The 19,435-nt window shown below is 68.1% G+C and carries 17 protein-coding genes; 9 read left to right on the forward strand and 8 right to left on the reverse strand.

Annotation, left to right across the window (positions count from 1 at the left end):
- The first annotated feature begins 197 nt into the window (after positions 1-197).
- Both CXY82_RS06705 and CXY82_RS06710 read left to right on the forward strand, forming a co-directional pair.
- Positions 198-509 carry a transposase gene (locus tag CXY82_RS06705; RefSeq protein ID WP_104170229.1) on the forward strand — a complete coding sequence of 104 codons (312 nt, stop codon included), beginning with the start codon at positions 198-200 and terminating at the stop codon, positions 507-509.
- On the forward strand, positions 506-1,360 hold the full coding sequence (locus CXY82_RS06710; protein WP_199180897.1) for an IS3 family transposase: 855 nt from the start codon (positions 506-508) through the stop codon (positions 1,358-1,360). The genes CXY82_RS06705 and CXY82_RS06710 overlap by 4 nt, the downstream gene beginning before the upstream one ends.
- Before the next feature lie 192 nt (positions 1,361-1,552).
- Here the strand turns inward: CXY82_RS06710 and CXY82_RS06715 are convergent, their stop codons facing one another.
- Complete coding sequence (locus tag CXY82_RS06715) at positions 1,553-2,218, reverse strand: hypothetical protein (protein WP_233199235.1); 666 nt, start codon at positions 2,216-2,218, stop codon at positions 1,553-1,555.
- 238 nt (positions 2,219-2,456) lie between these two features.
- Here CXY82_RS06715 and CXY82_RS06720 point away from each other — a divergent pair, with 238 nt between their 5' ends.
- Positions 2,457-2,897 carry an Rv3235 family protein gene (locus CXY82_RS06720; protein WP_233193995.1) on the forward strand — a complete coding sequence of 147 codons (441 nt, stop codon included), beginning with the start codon at positions 2,457-2,459 and terminating at the stop codon, positions 2,895-2,897.
- A gap of 444 nt (positions 2,898-3,341) precedes the next feature.
- Here CXY82_RS06720 and secA read toward each other — a convergent pair whose 3' ends face one another.
- From secA to mtrA, 6 genes are all read right to left on the reverse strand, one after another.
- Positions 3,342-6,152, reverse strand: a complete 2,811-nt coding sequence (gene secA / locus CXY82_RS06725; protein WP_104170231.1) for a preprotein translocase subunit SecA — start codon at positions 6,150-6,152, stop codon at positions 3,342-3,344.
- Between the two features lie 100 nt (positions 6,153-6,252).
- On the reverse strand, positions 6,253-6,957 hold the full coding sequence (gene hpf, locus CXY82_RS06730) for a ribosome hibernation-promoting factor, HPF/YfiA family (RefSeq protein ID WP_104099847.1): 705 nt from the start codon (positions 6,955-6,957) through the stop codon (positions 6,253-6,255).
- A 100-nt stretch (positions 6,958-7,057) separates the two neighbouring features.
- Positions 7,058-7,738 (reverse strand): ComF family protein, encoded by a 681-nt coding sequence (locus CXY82_RS06735; RefSeq protein WP_233199236.1) that lies wholly within the window; start codon positions 7,736-7,738, stop codon positions 7,058-7,060.
- A gap of 86 nt (positions 7,739-7,824) precedes the next feature.
- On the reverse strand, positions 7,825-9,507 hold the full coding sequence (locus CXY82_RS06740) for an LpqB family beta-propeller domain-containing protein (RefSeq protein WP_158252002.1): 1,683 nt from the start codon (positions 9,505-9,507) through the stop codon (positions 7,825-7,827).
- Positions 9,500-11,149: an MtrAB system histidine kinase MtrB gene (gene mtrB, locus CXY82_RS06745; RefSeq protein ID WP_104170233.1), complete on the reverse strand. Its 1,650-nt coding sequence runs from the start codon at positions 11,147-11,149 to the stop codon at positions 9,500-9,502. Before mtrB ends, CXY82_RS06740 begins: the two co-directional genes overlap by 8 nt.
- A gap of 7 nt (positions 11,150-11,156) precedes the next feature.
- Positions 11,157-11,837, reverse strand: coding sequence for an MtrAB system response regulator MtrA (mtrA, locus tag CXY82_RS06750; RefSeq protein WP_104170234.1), 681 nt, complete (start codon positions 11,835-11,837; stop codon positions 11,157-11,159).
- A gap of 131 nt (positions 11,838-11,968) precedes the next feature.
- Between mtrA and CXY82_RS06755 the strand changes: the two genes are divergently transcribed.
- Genes CXY82_RS06755 through CXY82_RS06775 form a run of 5 tightly spaced genes read left to right on the forward strand, consistent with a single transcriptional unit; the run spans position 11,969 to position 17,344 of the window.
- Entirely contained in the window at positions 11,969-13,162 is a 1,194-nt protein-coding gene (locus tag CXY82_RS06755) for a hypothetical protein (protein WP_104170235.1), read from the forward strand.
- Positions 13,159-13,839 (forward strand): DUF4129 domain-containing protein, encoded by a 681-nt coding sequence (locus CXY82_RS06760; protein ID WP_104170236.1) that lies wholly within the window; start codon positions 13,159-13,161, stop codon positions 13,837-13,839. The genes CXY82_RS06755 and CXY82_RS06760 overlap by 4 nt, the downstream gene beginning before the upstream one ends.
- Positions 13,836-15,071 (forward strand): DUF4350 domain-containing protein, encoded by a 1,236-nt coding sequence (locus CXY82_RS06765; protein ID WP_104170237.1) that lies wholly within the window; start codon positions 13,836-13,838, stop codon positions 15,069-15,071. The genes CXY82_RS06760 and CXY82_RS06765 overlap by 4 nt, the downstream gene beginning before the upstream one ends.
- Positions 15,068-16,036, forward strand: coding sequence for a MoxR family ATPase (locus tag CXY82_RS06770; RefSeq protein ID WP_104099840.1), 969 nt, complete (start codon positions 15,068-15,070; stop codon positions 16,034-16,036). The genes CXY82_RS06765 and CXY82_RS06770 overlap by 4 nt, the downstream gene beginning before the upstream one ends.
- Complete coding sequence (locus CXY82_RS06775; RefSeq protein ID WP_104170238.1) at positions 16,037-17,344, forward strand: DUF58 domain-containing protein; 1,308 nt, start codon at positions 16,037-16,039, stop codon at positions 17,342-17,344.
- A gap of 3 nt (positions 17,345-17,347) precedes the next feature.
- On the opposite strand, the gene CXY82_RS06780 is transcribed toward CXY82_RS06775, so the two are convergent.
- Complete coding sequence (locus tag CXY82_RS06780) at positions 17,348-18,343, reverse strand: stage II sporulation protein M (RefSeq protein WP_104170239.1); 996 nt, start codon at positions 18,341-18,343, stop codon at positions 17,348-17,350.
- A 17-nt stretch (positions 18,344-18,360) separates the two neighbouring features.
- On the opposite strand from CXY82_RS06780, the gene CXY82_RS06785 reads away from it, so the two are divergent.
- Positions 18,361-19,239 (forward strand): RDD family protein, encoded by an 879-nt coding sequence (locus CXY82_RS06785; RefSeq protein ID WP_104170240.1) that lies wholly within the window; start codon positions 18,361-18,363, stop codon positions 19,237-19,239.
- Positions 19,240-19,435: the final 196 nt, after the last annotated feature.

A 19,435-nucleotide genomic window follows, 5' to 3' on the forward strand; every position in this document is an offset into this window, starting at 1 on the left:
ATGAATCCTCGTCGTGTGGTTGTGCCGCTCCCGGAGGGTCAGGGCTGACCGCACGGGGGGGGTGTCCATCACGGCGGACCGCTGTCCCCGGCGTTGAACCAATTCGACGGAGATTCTTGGTCAAACAACCGTTCTCGAGCTGGGGTGACCCGTGGTTTCCGGACAGTCTTTCTGAGAAGTTGAGATTGGATGGACTTATGGCACAGCGAAAATATGGGCGGTACACGCCCGAGCTCCGGGCGGAGGCCCTTGCCCGTGTGGAGGTGAGTGGGAAATCGATTGTGAAAGTCGCTGAGGAAATCGGCGTCGATCACCGGACCCTGTGGAAGTGGGTCAACGATGCCAAGCTCGAGCGAATCGATCCGGGCGGGGAGCTCACACCGGAGGCCCGGAAACGGATCCGGGACCTGGAGAAGGAGAACGTGAGTCTGCGGCGGGATCTGGACTTCCAGAAAAAAGCGCAGGCCTTCTTCAGGGAGCTCGATCAACGCGAGAACGGTTCGAATTGATCGCCCGGTTGAAGGCCGACCTGCCCGTTTCGTATCTCTGCCGGAAGCTGGCCGTGTCCACGTCCGGTTTTTATGAGTGGGTGGACCGGGAGCTGTCTCCGGCTCAGCGTCGGCATGACGTGGTGACCGAGCACGTGATCACCGCGTTCGCCGTCTCCGCGGGCGCGGCCGGATACCGGAAGGTAACCGCCGCGTTGGCCCGCCAGAACATGATCGTGGACCGGAAGACCGTGGCCGGCATCATGCGGGGCCTCGGGCTGATCTCACCCGCCGCAGCACGCGCTTTCAAGGTCGCCAACCGCCGGTCCCAGCGCGTCTCCGACCCCGCCGATCTGCTCTTGCGCGACTTCAGTTCCCTGACGCCCGGGGCGATCATGGTCGGCGACATCACCTACGTTCACACCCAGCAGGGCTGGCTCTACGTTGCCACCGTCATCGACCTTGCCTCACGGGCCGTCCTCGGCCACGCGACGGGAACCCGGATGACGACCCAGCTGATCACCCGGGCGATGAACATGGCCATCGAGACCGGGCATGTGAAGCCCGGCGCCGTCTTCCACTCCGATCACGGCGTTCAATACCGCTCGAAACGGTTCACGAAGTACTGCGGCACGCACGGCATCCTCCGCTCCATGGGCGCCCGGATGCAGTGCTGGGACAACGCTGCCGCCGAAACGTTCTTCTCAAAACTCAAGAGCGAACGACTCAACTGGCGCACCTTCACAACCCGCAGAGCCGCGAGAGCCGAAGTGATCAGCTACATCCACCACTTCAACACGGCCCGCCTACACCAAACCCTGAACTATGCCACACCACACGAGCGACTGGCAGAGTTGACCCTGGTCGCATAATGAAACTACGGACCCAGTCCGGAAACCACGGGTCACCCCAAGCCCAAACAAGCTGTTCAGACTCAAATCTCCGTCGAATTCGTTCGGACGAGTTGCTGCGGGCTGTGAACGCGAAAGACACGGCGGCTCAGCGCGGACGGTTGGCGCGGACGGTTGGCGCGGACGGTTAGGGCAGAGGGTTAGGGCAGCGGGTTAGGGCAGCCGAACGAGCTGGATCTCGGCCACCGGCACGATGCGGTACTGGTGCACCTCCGCTTCGCGGCGCAGGGTACCCGGCGCGTGCAGGGCCAGGTCGATGTGGTCCCGGCCCACCCGGTCGATGGTGCCGGGGAGCACACCGGCACGGGTGTGCACCTCCACGTTGGAGCGCCGTCGGCAGAGGTCTCGCAACACGAACGCCAGGCCGATGCGGTCCACGACCCGGGCTGCGGATTCGGGCTCGGTGCCGAGCGATCCGGGGATCTCCCCCCGGTGCAGGACGACCCCGGCCACGGCGGCCAGCGGGAGCACGCACTGGGAACCGGCGGAGACGGAGTCCAGCAGGTCACCCGCCAGCCAATCCCGCCCGAATGTGGTCGGCCGCACGGCGATCGTCTCCCCCGTCGCGAGCACGATCCGCAGCACACCCGCACCGGGGACCGACCCGGTCCAGGGCTCTGATCCTTTCCGGGGATCTGCGGCGACGTCGGGAGTGCGCGCGAGGCTGGTCAATCGGTTACGCAGAGACAAGCGCCCCAGCCGCAACCGTTCTTCTTCGGCGCGCAGGTCGATCTCCTCGGCGTGCAACTCGTGTTCGAGCTGCCCCTCGAGGTCGTCGAACAGGTTGTCCCAGCGCACAGTCCCGAAGTTAGCCCGCACGACCAACATCCTGCCCGGGTTATCCACAGGTCTTAAAAGCACTCGACACCACCGTCCCCGGCTGATTGAGTGTCGAGCACGGCCCGTACCCCCCGCGTGGGGGTGTCTGACCCTCGCCAACACCTGCTCCACCGAATGTCTGCTCCATCGCACGCCGGATCCACCCGAACCCCTTGAACCACCCGATTGCCACGGCAGGTGTGCCGCCGGCAGCGGACTCACGCACCTCGGAGGAGTCATGAGCGATCCAGCCAACACCCCGGCACGCCAACCCCGGTCAAGGGACAACAAGTTCGTCCAAGACGACTTCTTCGGCCACCAACCGAGCAGCAGGGACCAGCTGCCAGACCCGGAGCCGCTGCTGATCAACCTCACCCGCTGCGTGATCGAGGTGCTTGCCGGCGCCCGAGAGCTCGACCAGCTCGCCCGGTGGGTCAGCGACGACGTTTACCGGCACCTGCTGAAACGGGTGGTGCTCTCGGCACGGGCGCGCGCCGTCAAGGGGCAGAGGGCCCAGCGGCCCGCGTTCACGATCGGGCGGGTCACGATTTCCGAGCCGCGAGACGGCGTGATCGAGGCCGTCGTGATGGTGCACAGTAAGGTTCGCGTTCGCGCCGTGGCCCTGCGCCTGGAAGGAATGGACCAACGCTGGCGGGCCAGCGCCATCAACGTGTTGTGACAGCCGGCTCCGCGGGAGAAATGAGCCCTCGCCCCGGGGGCGCGCTCCGAGGGGATTGTTCCCACTGCCGAGGTAGGCGCGCAGTGAACCGCGACGCGACTCGAACGTGTGTGACCGCTGCGGATCAGCGCGGGACCAGCGCGGAGGTCCGGCCCGGCGGGTCGATTCTCCCATGCTGGCCACAAGACCCGCCGGATGCGCGGCAGCGCTCGAGCGGTTCGGATCCCCGTCGAACTCCGCCGCGCAGCCCGAACGAATTCGACGGAGATTTCGCCGGAATCGACCCTAAAAACTCCGAAAAAGCAGTTTCATCCGAGAATCTCCGTCGAATTCGCTTGCCGGACGCGGAACCCCGCCGTGATGAACGGCGTCCACGCGGTGCGGGCGGCTCTGGTCTCCGGGAGCGCCTCCACCGTTCGATGAAGGCGCACGGACCTGACCGGGCTACTTCTTGCCCTGAGCGCGCCGTTCGGAGCGATTGACCGGAGCGGGCTTCGAGTCGTCGCCGCGCTGGCCGAACGCACCGCGCTGGGGCGGTCCGGCCACCACGTCCGTCTCCGCCTCATCGGCGGGAGCCGCGGCGCTCACCCGGCGGGCACGGTCGGTAGCGGCCTGCTGGATCTGTCCGCGCTGGTTGCGTACCTCGACTCCGCCCGAATCGCTCGGGGCGGTGTAGCTGAGCTTCTCACCCGCGGCCGCGGCCGCGGCGAGCCCCTTGGCGGCGACGATGGGACCGGCGACGGCGCCGGGGGCCTGGCTGACCTCGACCTCGAGGTTGAACAGGAAACCGACGGTCTCCTCGCGGATCTGGCCCATCATCTGCTGGAACATGACGAAGCCCTCGCGCTGGTACTCCACCAGGGGGTCGCGCTGGGCCATGGCGCGCAGGCCGATGCCGTCCTTCAGATAGTCCATCTCGTAAAGGTGCTCGCGCCAGCGGCGGTCGATGACCGACAAGACGACGCGGCGCTCGAGTTCACGCATCGCCGGTGAACCCAGCGACTCTTCTCGGTGCAGGTAAGCGACCTTGGCATCCGAGAGAATCTCACGGCGCATGAAGTCGCGGTTGATCTTGCCGCGGTTGCCGGCCTCGGCGACGACCTCGTCAATGGTCAGTCCCACCGGGTACAGCGTCTTGAGCTCGGTCCACAGGGCATCGAAGTCCCAGTCGTCGCCGTTGCCTTCGCCTGTGTGCACCTCGAGGACCTCGTCGACGACGTCTTCCAGGAAGCGCTGCGTGCGCTCGTGGAGGTCGTCGCCCTCCAGGATGTGCCGGCGGTCGCCGTAGATCGCCTCGCGCTGACGGTTCAGAACGTCGTCATACTTGAGCACGTTCTTGCGGATCTCGGCGTTGCGGCCCTCGACCTGCGCCTGCGCGCTACGGATGGCTCGGCTGACGACCTTGGATTCGATCGCCATGTCGTCGGGAATCCCCTGGCGGCCCATCAGGCTCTCGGCGGCGCCGGCGTTGAAGAGGCGCATCAGGTCGTCGGTCAGCGACAGGTAGAAGCGGCTCTCGCCCGGGTCACCCTGGCGTCCGCTGCGACCGCGCAGCTGGTTGTCGATGCGGCGCGACTCGTGCCGTTCGGTGCCGAGCACATAGAGGCCGCCGGCGTCGACGACCTTCGCGGCCTCCACGGCGACCTCGGCCTTGACGGCGTCGAACACGTCGTCCCAGGCGGTCTCGTAGTCCTCGGGGGTTTCGACCGGGCTCAGGCCTTTCGCGTTCATCTGGGCGACGGCGAGGAACTCGGCGTTGCCGCCGAGCATGACGTCTGTGCCTCGACCGGCCATGTTGGTGGCGACGGTCACCGAGCCCAGGCGTCCGGCCTGCGCGACGATCGCGGCCTCCCGGGCGTGGTTCTTGGCGTTGAGCACCTCGTGCCGAACGCCCTTCTTGGCGAGCAGGCGCGACAGGTATTCGCTCTTCTCGACGCTCGTCGTGCCGACCAGGACCGGCTGCCCCTTTTCGTGCCGGGCGACGATATCCTCGACGACCTGGCCGAACTTTGCCTCTTCGTTCTTGTAGATCAGGTCGGACTGGTCGATGCGCTTCATCGGCTTGTTCGTGGGGATGGACACCACGCCGAGCTTGTACGTGCTCATGAACTCGGCCGCCTCGGTCTCCGCGGTACCGGTCATGCCGGACAGCTTCGAGTAGAGCCGGAAGTAGTTCTGCAGGGTGACCGTCGCCAGGGTCTGGTTCTCCGCCTTGACCGCGACGCCCTCCTTGGCCTCGATCGCCTGGTGGATACCCTCGTTGTAGCGACGGCCCATCAGGATGCGCCCGGTGTGCTCATCGACGATCAGCACCTCGCCGTTCATCACGACGTAGTCCTTGTCTTTCTTGAACAGAGCGTTGGCCTTGATCGCATTGTTCAGGAAGGAGATCAGCGGGGTGTTCGCGGACTCGTAGAGGTTGTCGATGCCGAGGTAGTCCTCGACCTTTTCGATGCCGGGTTCCAGCACGCCCACGGTGCGCTTCTTCTCGTCGACCTCGAAGTCGACGTCGGGGATGAGCTTGGTCGACAGGCTCGCGAACTCGGTGAACCAGCGGTTGGCCTCGCCGGAGGCAGGACCGGAGATGATCAGGGGCGTGCGCGCCTCGTCGATCAGGATCGAGTCGACCTCATCGACGATGGCGAAGTAGTGCCCGCGCTGCACCATGTCGGAGGACTGCCAGGCCATGTTGTCGCGCAGGTAGTCGAACCCGAACTCATTGTTCGTGCCGTAGGTGATGTCGGCCAGGTACTGCTCGTGGCGCTGGGCCGGCGTCTGGCCGGACAGGATGCAGCCGGTGGTCATGCCGAGGGCACGGAACACGCGACCCATCAGCTCGCTCTGGTAGCTGGCGAGGTAGTCGTTGACCGTGATGATGTGCACGCCGCGGCTGGTGATGGCGTTCAGGTAGGCCGCCGTCGTGGCCACGAGGGTCTTGCCCTCACCGGTCTTCATTTCGGAGATGTTGCCGAGGTGCAGGGCCGCCCCGCCCATCAACTGCACATCAAAGTGGCGCAGTCCCAGGGTGCGGGTCGAGGCTTCACGCACGGCGGCGAACGCCTCGGGCAGTAAGTCGTCCAGCGACTCACCGCCCGAATAGCGCTCACGCAGCACCACGGTCTCGTTCTTCAACTCCTCATCGGTGAGGTGGCTGAAGTCATCTTCCAGCGCGTTGGTGGCCTTCGCATACTGCTCGAGACGGCGCAGCAGACGCCCTTCACCGACACGAAGTACTTTTTCCAGAATTGAGGCCACGAATGCACTCCACTAGTCGTCACGGCGTGTGCACACGCCTGTCGTCGTTGCCGCACGCTCATAGCGTCCGGCATGCGGCAACTATAACAAGGCTAGATGGTCAGTTGCTGCGCTCCCGGGAGGGCGGCACGACCTCCCCGGCCTCATCGGCGTTCTCGTCCAGCTCGATCACGCCGTAGTCCCAGCCCTTGCGACGGTAGACGACGCTCGGACGCTTGGTTACGGCATCCTGGAACAGGTAGAAGTCGTGGCCGACGAGTTCCATGAAGTAGAGGGCGTCGTCGACGGTCATCGGTGCGGCCGCGAAAACCTTGCGGCGGATGACGACGGGGTTGTAGACGTCGTCCGGTTCTTCGGTTGCCGGCGTCTCCGCGTTCACGACGGGGATTGCTCCGGTGCGCACCCGCTCGAGCACCTCGGCGTCGGCCGGTTTGATGTCGACCACGCTGAAATCGACGGATGCCGCGTCGTGCAACGAGATGGGACGGTGGGCCCCGCCGCGGTGCAGCTTCTGGCGGTCCTTGGCGCGGCGCACCCGTTCGAGCAACCGCCCCAGGGCGACGTCGAACGCCGCGTACTTGTCGGAGCCGTCGGCTTCGGCTCGCACGATCGGCCCCTTGCCGATCAGGGTCAGTTCGACCCGGTCGTTGCCCGTGGCACCGTTCTTCTCCCGGTGGCGACTCAGCTTGATCTCGAGAGCCAGCGCCTTCTCGGCAAGACCGGCGACCTTCTCGGCCTTCTCGGTGGCATACTCGCGGAAACGATCAGTGATCCCTAGGTTTCGTCCAACGATGTTAATTTCCATGACGACCTCCAGATCTGGCGAACCGCCCGTATCCGGGCGATTATTACGCGCCTTCACGACTTACCGTAGCCGTGCGCGCCGGATAAGTCACAGCCTTTTGTCAATCTGTTTTCGCTGAACTTTCGGCAACGGGGAAACGACGCCGTGTTTCCGCCAGAGTGGCCACGCCGACGACCTCGCCGCCCGCAGCGAGCAGGGCACGTCGCACCTCGAGCACGGTTGCCCCAGTGGTCAGGATGTCGTCGACGACCAGGATACGGAGGCCGGACAGCGACCGATTCGCGACCAGCGAACCCGTGCGATTCCGGCCTCGCTCTGCGCTGCCCAGTCCGACCTGGTCCTGCGTCTCGCCCACGGTTCGGAGCAACCGAGTCGGCCGGAGCCCCGAGTGACCGAGCAGCAGCTCCACCGGGTGATAGCCACGGATGCGCCACGCCTGCTGTGACGAGGGGACGGTCACGAGGTGCACCCCGGCACCCTCCGGTATGGGGGCCAGCGCCGCAGCCACGGCGGCCCGGAGCGGACCGGCCAGCGCGCCGGCGGCATCCGTTCGGCCACCGTCCTTGAACGCTCCCAGGACCCGCCTGGCCACGCCGGAGTAGTCCAAAGCGGACCACACCAGGACACCCGATCGTTCGGAGCTGTGCGCCCGCGGTGCCAGGGCTGCCCGGCAGACCCCGCACAGGGCCCGGTCGGGCATGCCGCAGCCGCTGCACTCGGTGGGCATCAGAACTGCCCACGCGTCGAGGGCAGCCCGGGATAGGCCGGCTGGAGGGCGCATCCCGCCATCGTGGGTCCAGGCCCGGCCGGCCCGGGCGCGGGGCTCGAACCGGTGCAGAACCGGCTTCCGCACGATCGGTGGAGGGGCTACCCGCCGATGCCCTGCTGGGTGGCCAGGAGGGTGACACCGCCGAGTCGTTCCTGCCAGCCGGCACCGCGCTGCACCAGGAGACCGCCCGTGGACGAGAGCGCACGCAGGTCGCGCAGGTTGTTGCTGCCGACCATGGTGACGCTGTCCGGCGCGGACTCGAGGCGCGTGGTGAGTCCACCCAGCTGCAAGGCCACGATCCGTCCCTCACCGCTGGGCAGGCGGGTCAGGCAGGCCACGGTGAGTTCGTCGATCCAGGCCGCGTCCACGGCCGTGCCTCCCGGCGCGGCCAGAAGCACCGCGTCGCCCAGAGAGACCGGGGTGCTCTTGTCCCGGGTGATGGCGCTGACGACGAATCGGCTGTCCTTGCCCGACTGGAGCAGGGCGATCAGCCGAGTGCCGTCCCGCGACACGCGCAACGACTGGATCGCCGAGGCTTCCGGCCACGGTGTAGGGACGGCGGTCGCTTCGCCGTTCGGGCCGTACACGAACAGTTCACCGGGGCGGGCGGCGGGCACCGACCAGACGAAGCCGTAATTGTCGATGGCAGGCGCGATCAGCGCCTGGCGGGGATCGAGCTGCACCGGGTCGTCACCGACCCTGACGCCGTACACTCCCGTTCCCGTCAGCACGGCGGCCGCGGTCTGACCGGGCGAGAGGGTGACGGAGGTCGGGTCCAGGGCGACGATCGAGCCGGACAATCCGGCGATCGGGCTGATCGAGGAACCGCTTGCCGCCAGGAATCCGAATTCGCCCTCGCGCAGGATCAGCGCCCGGGCGTCGACGCGGGAATTCACGGTCGGGGCGTTCGCACTCAACTCGGCGATGTCCTGCAGGTTGCGGTTGACGGTGATGGTGGCGGACAGCCCGGGCGGGAGGCTGTTGGACAGTTGGGCCTTCATTCGCTGCAGGGTGACCCGGTCGGCGTTCAGCGCTTCGCTGTTGAGGTCGACCTTGGCGTCCCTGGCGATGACCTGCACGGCATCGGCGGTGAGCTTGGTGCCGTCGGGGAACGCCGTCACGACGGCTCCGGTGAACCAGGGGCTCGGGCCGTCCAGCAGTCCGTTGACGATCTTCGTCAGAGTGGCCCCACTGCGCGGGTACCAGCGCAGATCGGGCACCAGGTAGCTAAAGCCCGGGTCGAAGAAGTAGAGCGCCTGGGCGGTGAAGACATCTTGAAAGATGTTCCGATCGACGACCGTGCCGTTCGGGGCCGCGCCGATGCGCCACTGGCCGCCGACCTGCACGAACTGGTAGCGCAACGCCACCGCGGTGGGCGACTCGACCTCGCGGTACTCGCCGCGCTCATCCACCTCGGCGACCGGATTCACCGAGAACTGCATCTGACCCTCGCCGACGGAGACGATGCTGCGCCCGGTGGCGTCGTCGATGGTCACCCCGGAGTCGGGCTCCCAGGAGCTGCTGTAGTTCGGAGCCAGGAACTCCCGCGCTATCGCGTAGTCGTTGTCGGGGCTCGTCGCCGCGTCGATGAAGCCGCGCAGGATCGCCTCGGGGGTGGCCTCCTTCTGCGGTCGCGAGGGCAGGAACACGGGTGCCGGGGTGGCGCCGGGCTGCACGGTCTGCCCCGCGCGCACGCCTCCGTCGCGCGGGATTCCCGCGCATCCGGTCAGGGCCACCGCGAGCGCGATCAGGCCAGCGAACATCCGGGTTCGACTACGCATAGTGCCCTCCCTTTTCTCCGGCGGCCGTGCCGCCGCCCGCATCGGCCGGGGGCAGCGGGCTCGGCGAGCTCGACAGCGTTCCGTTCGCGCTGCGCGGCAGGGTCAGCCGGAAGCACGACCCCTCCCCCGGGTGCGACCAGACCTGCAGCCAGCCGCCGTGCACGACGGCGTCTTCGAGGGAGATCGACAGGCCGAGGCCGGTGCCGCCGATGGTGCGCTTGCGCGACGGGTCGGCCCGCCAGAACCGGTCGAAAACGTGGGCCATCTCCGCCTGGCTCATACCCATGCCGTAGTCGCGCACCGACAGGGCCACCGCGCTCTCGTTGCTGTCGACGGACACGATGATCGGCTTGCCCTCTCCGTGCTCGATGGCGTTGCCGATCAGGTTGTGCATGATGCGGCGGATGCGGCGGGGGTCGACGTCCGCGTCGAGGTGCCCGCCCGGTGCCACCAGGGTCAGCACCGTGCCCTCGGAGTCGCCGAGCGAGCGCAGCCCTTCGATGGCGTCCTCGGCCAGGTGCACCAGGTTCGTGGGCTCAGTCTCCAGCTGCACCGACCCGGCGTCGTATTTGCTGATCTCGAGCAGGTCGCTCAGCAGCAGCTCGAAGCGCTCGACCTGCGTGTGCAGGAGCTCGGCCGTGCGTTCGACCGCCGGCGGGAACGTGGCACGGTGGTCATAGAGAACGTCGCCGGCCAGCCGGATCGTCGTCAGCGGGGTGCGCAGCTCGTGCGAGACGTCCGACACGAAGCGCTGCTGCACCTCGGACAGGTCGGCGAGTTCCTTGATCTGGCTCTGCAGGCTGTCCGCCATGCCGTTGAAGGAACGGGCCAGCGTCGCGATGACGTCTTCACCTTTTTCCGGGATGCGCACGCCGAGGTCACCGGAGGCCAGCCGCGCGCTGGTGGCCGCGGCCACGCGGATCGGGGTGACCACGAAGCGCACTACGATCCAGGTCACCCCGCCGATCAGCAGGATCAGCACCAGGCCGGCGATGCCGAGGGTTCGCTGCACGAAAGCCAGGGTTGCCTCGGCGTCGGCCAGGCTGTACCCGATGTACAGCTCGTACCGGCCGGCGACCGGCACGGTGAGCTGGGAACCGACGACGATGCCGGGAACCTGCGCGCCGTCATCCGTCGCAAGCGTCACCGACTGCCAAAACTGCTCCCCGGCTTTCTCCTGCACCTGGAGGCGGAGAGCGGGCGTGATCACGCCGGTCGAATCACCGAATGACGAGGAGTCCTGCGGCGCCACGGTGGAGGCGTCCTGCCCGGGAGACCGGAAGATGGCAATCATCTGGGACGAGGATGCCGCGGTAATCAGGGTGCGGGCGGAGCCCACCAGGGTCTGCACCTCCACCCGGTCCGCGGCGTCGGAGGCGTCGAAGATGCCCTGGGCGGCGGTCGTGGCCCGGTTCGAGTCGACGAGCACCTGGTTCAGTCTTGATTGAAACAGGTCGTTGCCCACACTCGCGGAGATGTAGACCCCGACCACCATGATGGCCATCCCGGACAGCGCCACCGTGATGGTCACCGTGCGGAACTGCAGCGAAGAACGCCACAGTCCGCCGATCCTGGTCGGCCAGTACTGCCAGTCCCGCCAGTCCCGCCAAACGCTGCGGTCGTACCCGGTGCCACCGAACACGAGGAACCTAGCCGGCCGCGCCGGCCCGATAGCCGACCCCGCGCACCGTCATGACGATGCGAGGGTTGTCCGGGTCGTCTTCGACCTTGGCGCGCAAACGCTGCACGTGCACGTTGACGAGGCGGGTGTCCGCCTTGTAGTGGTAGCCCCAGACCTGCTCCAGGAGCATTTCCCGGGTAAAGACCTGCTGGGGCTTGGACGCAAGTGCCAGCAGCAGGTCGAATTCGAGCGGGGTGAGGTTGATCTGCCGCGAACCGCGCCGCACCTCGTGCCCGGCGGCATCGACGACCAGATCCCCGATCTGCAGGTTGGCGGGGGTCTCCGAAGAAATCGGGCGCAGGCGCGTGCGGATCCGGGCGACCAGTTCCTTCGGGTTGAACGGCTTGACCATGTAATCGTCAGCGCCGGACTCGAGGCCCTTCACGACATCCGTCGTGTCGGTTCGCGCGGTCAGCATGATGATGGGCGTGCCGGATTCGGCGCGGATCAGGCTGCAGACCTCGATGCCGTCGAGGCCGGGCAGCATCAGGTCCAGCAGGACCAGATCGGGCTTGACGGCGCGAAAGACCTCCAGGGCCAGGGAGCCGTCGGCGCAGAAGACCGGCTCGAAGCCCTCGGCGTGCAGCACTATGCCGATCATCTCAGCCAGCGCGGTATCGTCGTCTATGACAAGAATGCGTGCGTTCATCAAACCGTTTTCCACTCAGTCACCCAAAATACCCCGGTGAGTCATGCAATCACTGGCTCAAGAGTAGTCGACGGCGCCGCAGGAAAGCTCAACGCGCTCATTCCACACCGAGGTATGCCAGCATAGGTTTCGTGACCGACCCGCAGAACTGGCACTCCCCGACCGATGACGGGCGCAGCATCCCGGTCGGCGACGAACAAAAACCGCCCCTCGCGCCCGCCGGTTTTGTGCCCCCGGCAAAACCGACCGGTGCTCCCGGCGCGAATACGCCGCCGGTCTGGGGTCCCCCACCGACCTGGACGCCCCCACCCAGACCGGGACTGATCCCTCTGCGCCCGCTGGGTTTCGGAACCCTGCTGTGGGCGCCGTTCCAGGTTCTGCGCCGCAACCCGAAGGCGACCTTCGGCAGCGCGCTGCTCGTTCAGGCGGGCGTCGCCCTGATCGCCGTCGTCATCATGGGTCTGGTCTCCTACTTCGCGCTCGCACGGGTGGAGAACTCTCCACTGGAGGACCGCGACGCGCTCGAGGCCGGCGCGACCCTCAGCATTGTGCTCTCGGCCATCGTGCCGCTGGCTCTGGCGGTGGTCGCATCCGCTCTGTTGCAGGGCGTCATAGTGATCGAGGTGGCCCGGGCCACGCTCGGAGAGAAGCTGCGGCTGGGCGCCCTGTGGCGTGCCGTGCTGCCGCGCCTCTGGCCGCTGGTGCTCTGGACCCTGATGCTGAGTTCGGCCCTGATCGCGGCCATCGCCCTCCTGGCCGGACTGGTGGTGTTCTTCGTCTCCCTCGGCGGAGCGGGCGTGGGTCTGGCGGTGGTCACCGGCATCCTCGGTACGGTCGCCCTTCTCGCGCTCGGCATCTGGCTGTTCACGAAGACCTCGCTCGTGCCGAGCGTGATCGTGTTGGAACGGCTCGGCATCCGGGCGGCGGTGGGGCGGTCCTGGTCGCTGACCCGCGGCTACTTCTGGCGCACGTTCGGCGTGCAGTTCTTGGTCGCGACGGTCGTGAACGTCGTCTCCCAGATTGTGACGACGCCGCTGTCGCTCCTGTTCGGTGCCGCCATCTCCGTGGTCGACCCGAACGCCGCCTTCGATGCGTACCTCCCGTCAGTGATCCTGTACGTTCTGACCATCCTCATCGGCCTCGTGCTCGGCGCCGTAGCAGCCGTGGTGCAGTCGGCCGCGACCGCCCTGATCTACATCGATCTGCGGATGCGCAAGGAAGGCCTCGACCTCGAGCTGGCCCGATTCGTCGAATCGGCCGTCGGCGTCGGTGTAGACCCCTACCGGTCGAAGCCGGCACACGCCTCGGAGGCTGCCTGGGCATGATCGCAGGGTCGCACATCCACACGGTGATCCGGGCGGCGATACCGGTCGATCCCGGCGCGCCCGAAGCGCGGAAGTGGCTGCGGGAAGAGCTGGCCAAGGCTCCGTACGAGGCCGCCAAGCCCACCTGGTTCGACCGGTTGTCGACATCGATTCTGGACTGGTTAGCCTCCCTCACCGCGCCGTCGGCCGACGGTTTCGCCGCCTGGGTGCCCCTGCTCCTGACCGTGGCCGTGGTGGTCCTGGTCGTCGCCGCCCTCCTCATTTTCGGCCTGCCCCGGCTCAACCGGCGCAGCCGGCTCGCGTCCGACCTCTTCGGCGTCGACGACCGTCGCGGCGCCGCCGACCTGCGTCGTGCCGCGCTGGCCGCCGCCTCCCACCGGGACTGGAACCTGGCGAGTGCCGAGATGTTCCGGGCGCTGGCGCGCGGACTGTCCGAGCGCACCATCCTGATCGTGACGCCGGGCACCACCGCGCACTCCTTCGCGGTGCGGGCCGCCGAGGCCTTCCCCGGCGAACGGGTGCGACTGAGCGAGGCGGCCGAGCTCTTCGACGGGGTGCGCTACCTGGGGGTCGACGGCACCGAGCAGCGCTTCCTGGCCCTGGCGGCGCTCGAGAGCGTCTTGCGGGCCGCCCGGCCGCCGCACCTCGAGGATCCAGCCCCGACGAAGCAGCCATGAGTCTTCTCACACAAACGGCCTCACAGTCGGCCGAAAACGCCGTCTCCTCCACACCGACCCTGCGCGAAGCCGGACGCCGGGCGCGGTACTGGCTGCTCGCCGGCGTCGGCGCACTGATCGTCGCCGTCGTCAGCACCGTCCTCGCTGCGGGCGGCGGCGTGGGCGGTAAGCCCCTCGAGGCCGACAGCGCGGCCCCAGCCGGCGCGCGGGCGCTCGTCGAGGTACTCCGCCGACAGGGTGTCAACGTCACCGCCGCCGACACCCTCGCGGAGGCGCGGAGCCTGGCCGGCGCCGCCGCCGACCCCACCGTGTTCTTCTTCGACGAGAGCGGCTACCTCACCGACGACCAGCTGAGCGCGATGTCCGCCCTGGCCCCGCGCACGGTGGTGGCCTCCCCCGATTTCCTGGCGCTGCAGACGCTGACCCCCTCGGTGGGCTTCGGCGGCGTGTCCCAGACCACGGTGTCCCGTGCCGCCTGCACGGTCGCGGCCGCGGTCAAGGCCGACAATCTCTCCCCCGGCGGCTCCACACTCACGATCCCGGCCGACGCCGCCGAGCTGAGCGGATGCTTCACCTCGGGAGAGAACGCCTTCGCCCTGGTCGAACAGACCACCGCCGACCGGACCCTCACCCTGCTCGCCGACGGCACCCTGTTCAGCAACGAGAAGATCGGCCAGGCCGGCAATGCCGCTCTCGCACTCAACCTGCTGGGCGCGGGCGACGACCTCGTCTGGTACCTGCCGACGATCGCCGATGTGCCGGGAACCGGGACGCCGTCGCTCGGCGAACTGACGCCCGGTTGGGTCACCCCGACCCTGATCCTGCTGGTGCTGGTCACCGTGGCCGCGGCCGTCTGGCGTGGGCGGCGCTTCGGGCCTCTCGTCGCCGAGAACCTGCCGGTCACCGTGCGGGCCAGCGAGACGATGGAAGGCCGGGCCCGGCTCTACGCGCGCAGCAACGCCCGCCTGCGCGCCCTCGACGCGCTGCGGGTCGGCGCCGTGCAGCGCCTTGCCGGCCAGGTCGGGTTGTCCCGGCTGGCGAGCCTCGACGATGTGATCGCCATGGTGGCCACCGTGGTCGACCGGCCGCCGGCCGACGTTCGGACCGTGCTGGTGGACGCCGTCCCGGCATCCGACTCCGATCTCGTCACCCTCTCCGACCGCATCCAGGAAATTGAGCGGGCCACGGCCCGCGCGACCACGCCCCTGCCACCCGGAAGAATGGACTCATGAGCACTCATACCCCTGTCGATACCCTGCGAGGCTCCCTCGCCCAGGTCCGCACCGAGGTCGGCAAGGCCGTCGTCGGACAGGACGGCGCGGTAACCGGGCTGATCATCGCGCTGCTCGCCCGCGGCCATGTGCTGCTCGAGGGTGTGCCGGGCGTCGCCAAGACCCTCCTGGTGCGGTCCCTGAGCCACTCGCTCAGCCTGGAGACGAAACGGGTGCAGTTCACGCCGGACCTGATGCCGGGCGACGTGACCGGCTCACTCGTCTATGACGCCCGGGTGGGCGACTTCGAGTTCCGCAAGGGCCCCGTCTTCACCAACATCCTGCTGGCCGACGAGATCAACCGCACCCCGCCGAAGACCCAGTCGGCCCTCCTTGAGGCGATGGAGGAACGCCAGGTCAGCGTCGACGGGCGCTCCCTCCCCCTGCCGGACCCGTTCATCGTCGCGGCGACCATGAACCCGATCGAATATGAGGGCACCTACACGCTGCCCGAGGCCCAGCTCGACCGGTTCCTGCTCAAGCTCGTGCTCGACGTGCCGGAGCGCGACGCGGAATTCGAGGTGCTACGGCGCCACGCCGAGGGCTTCAACCCCCGCGATCTGGCCGGTGCAGGCGTCACCGCGGTTCTCGGCGCGGAGGAGCTGAAGACGGCCCAGGCCGCCGTGGCATCCGTGGGCGCCAGTCCGGACGTTCTCGCCTACATCGTCGACCTGGCCCGCGCAACGAGAAGCAGCCCGTCGGTCAAGCTCGGCGTCAGCCCGCGCGGCACGACCGCGCTTCTCGCCGCGGCCAAGGCGTGGGCCTGGCTGAGCGGCTATGACTCGATCACCCCCGACCATGTGCAGGCGATGGTGCTGCCGGTCTGGCGGCACCGCGTGCAGCTGCGGCCGGAGGCGGAACTCGAGGGCGTGTCCGTGGACGCGATCCTGCGTGCCGTGCTGGCCCAGGTGCAGGTGCCGATCTAAGTGACGCTTACCGGTCGGTTCGTTGCCCTCCTCGCGCTCGGCGTCGTGCCGATCGTGCTACTCGGGAGTACCCCGGGGATGGCGACGGCCGTGCTGGGACTATGGGTGCTCGCCCTGGTGGGTCTCGGCATCCTGGACCTGGCCCGGGCCGGATCGCCGCGGAAGATCGTGCTCTCCCGCACCCTGCCCTCCCGGGTGCGCCTGGGCGAAAGCGTGACGAGCGACCTGTACCTGACCAACACCGGGGGCCGGCGACTGACCATGGTGGTGCGGGATGCCTGGCAGCCGTCGGCCGGGACGGGCAACAACCGCACGCCGCTGGTGTTGCCTCCTGGCGAACGACGGCTGGTGTCGCTGCGACTGACGCCCACCCGGCGCGGCGAACGCCGGGTGGACCAGGTCACGGTGCGCTCGTTCGGGCCCCTCGGGCTGTGGGCCCGTCAGGCCACCCTCCAGGCACCGGGCCAGATTCGGGTGCTTCCGCCCTTCAACTCGCGCAAGCACCTGCCGTCGCGCATGACCCGGCTCAAGGAGCTCGACGGGCGCACCAGCCTGCTCGTGCGCGGCCAGGGCACCGAGTTCGACTCCATTCGCGAATACGTGCGCGGAGACGACGTACGCTCGATCGACTGGCGGGCCACGGCCCGGCACAACGACGTCATGGTGCGCACCTGGCGCCCCGAACGGGACCGCCGGGTGGTCATCCTGATCGACAGCGGCCGCACCTCGGCCGCGCGCATCGACGACGAGCCGCGCCTCGACACGGCTTTCGAGGCGTCGCTGCTGCTCGCCGCGCTGGCGGCCGGGGCCGGCGACCACGTGGACTTCATCGCCTACGACCGTCGAGTGCGCGGCCGCGTGCAGGGTGCGCAGGGAGCGGAGCTCCTTTCGCGCATGGTCGACACCATGGCCCTGATCGAACCGGAGCTGATCGAGACTGACTGGTCGGCCGTTCCCGGGGAGGTGCGCGCGGTGACGAGCCGCCGGGCCCTGGTCGTACTGATCACGTCGATCGACGCGGCCGGAGCCTCGAGCGCCCTGCTGTCGGTGCTCCCCCAGTTGACCCGCAGAAACACCGTGATCGTCGCATCCGTCACCGACCCAACCACCCTGGAGGCCACGCGCCCGCGCGGCGACCGGGAGGAGATCTACCGGGCGGCGGCCGCCGAACGGGCACTGCTCGACGTGGCCCGGGTCTCGGCCGCCATCCGACGCCAGGGCGCCGAGGTCGTCACCGGCTCCCCCGCCGACCTGCCACCCGCACTGGCCGACCGCTATATCGCGCTCAAGGCCGCCGGCCGGCTCTAGGCGCTAGGCCGCGTAGATCCGGGTGCTGCCGGCCTCGAATTCGGCCAGGTCGCCGGTCTCACCCGCCCGCACGGCACGCCGGCCGAGCACGAGCTTGTAGGTGAGGAAGGCGAGCAGGGCGGCCGCGCCGATCCCGATCTTCACCGGCCACGGCCACGGGGCAGGGGTGACGAAACCCTCGATCACCCCGGAGACGAAGAGCACGAAGACCAGACCGATGGCCACCGTCGAGAGGGCGCGGGCATCCTCGGCCAAAGCCTGCACGCGAGTGCGGGCCCCGGGGGCGATCCAAGCCCAGAAGATGCGCAGTCCACCTGCCGCGGCCACGAAAATAGCGGTCAGTTCGAGCATGCCGTGCGGTGCAATGTACAGGAAGAACACGTCGCCCTTGCCGTAGGCGAACATGACCGCGGCCGTGATGCCGACGTTCTGCGCGTTCTGCAGCACGATGTAGGGCACGTAGACGCCGAGGATCCCGAAGGCGATGGCCTGCGCGGCGATCCACGCGTTGTTGGTCCAGACCAAGCCGGTGAAGGATGCCGCGGGATTCTCCGAATAGTAGTTGACGAAGTCCTCGTTAACGAGTTTCTGCAGCTCGGCGTCGGAGCCGACGGCGGCCAGGGCCTCAGGGTTGCCGGAGATCCAGAAACCGTAGAGGCCCGCGACCACAATCGTCACCACCGCCACGGCAAGGGTCAGCCACCGTAGGCGGTAGAGCGCGGCCGGCAATTGCAGCACGAAGAAGCTCGGGATCTGGGAAACAACGTTCGCGCTCGCCCCCGTGAACCGCAGCCTTGCCCGGGACAGCGCCACCGAGAGCCGGTCACCCTCCAGCGTCGAACCGGCGGTCGATTTGATCGCCGACAGCTGGGTCGCGCCGGACTGGTACCGCTCGATCAGCTCGTCTGCCTGCGCGCCGGAGAGCCGCCGCTGCGTACCGAGCTCAGCCAGGCGGTCCCACTCGGCGCGGTGCGCCGCTGAATATGCGTCAAGGTCCATCTGCTCTAATAGTAGACATGGAGCAGCCCGGCAAGGTGGCCGATCACGGTCAGTATTCGTGGAGCGAGCAGGAATTGGTCACCGGCGAGGCCGTTGCCCTCGACGTAAGGGCGGCCAGCATCATCCTGCGCGCCGCCGGAACGATCATCGATTATGTTGCCTACATCCTCCTCTTCCTGGGGGTGGCCTTTCTTGTGGCCGGTCTCACGGGCGTGGCAATCGATGACGCACTCGGACGGGCGCTCGGGATCGCAGGCCTGGTGGTCTGCCTGCTCATCGTGCCGATGGCCGTCGAAACGGCCAGCGGTGGACGGTCCCTGGGCAAGCTCGCCATCGGCGCCCGCATCGTTCGCGACGACGGCGGCGCGATCCAGCTGCGCCACGCGTTCATCCGCGCCCTGCTGGGCATCATCGAAATCTACCTGACGTTCGGCGGCATCGCTGCCACCACTGCGCTTCTGAACAGCAAGTCCAAACGCCTGGGCGACCTGCTGGCCGGCACGTACAGCCAGCACGAGCGGGTTCCCCGCCTCACTGATCGAACCGTCCCGCTGCCGCCCGTGCTCGAGGCCTGGGCCCAGACGGTCGACATTGTGCGGCTCCCCGATCGCCTGTCCCGCCGCATCGCGCAGTTTCTCCGCCAGGCCGACAAGCTGACTCCGGCGACGCGGCTGCGCCTCGCAGACAGCCTGTCCACCGAGGCCGCCCCGTTCGTGTCGCCGAAGCCGGAGGTCTCGGCGGAGGTCCCGGCGCAGGTCTCGGCGGAGGTCTTCCTGGCCGGGGTCGCCGCGGTGCGCCGAAGCCGGGAGTTCACGGCGCTGAAGCTCGAGCAGGAGCGTCTCGACCGTCTGCAGTCCATTCTGCATAGCCTCCCGCACGGTTTCCCCCAGCGGTAGGGCAACGGACCTCTCTCCGGCCGTTCCCGCGACGTATCCGACGAAGAATGTGGCGCTGCCGCCCGCGGGGCGGCTTGGCCGGACCCGTGTGTGTGGCTAACTCAGGACATTCGTCGCCCGCAGTAGACGGCCGCCGCGGGTCAGTGCGGCATAGGTGCGGATGCCCGGCACGGCCCGGCTGGTTCTCCTGAGTTGG

Source organism: Cryobacterium sp. M23 (assembly GCF_002929655.1).
Lineage (GTDB): Bacteria > Actinomycetota > Actinomycetes > Actinomycetales > Microbacteriaceae > Cryobacterium > Cryobacterium sandaracinum.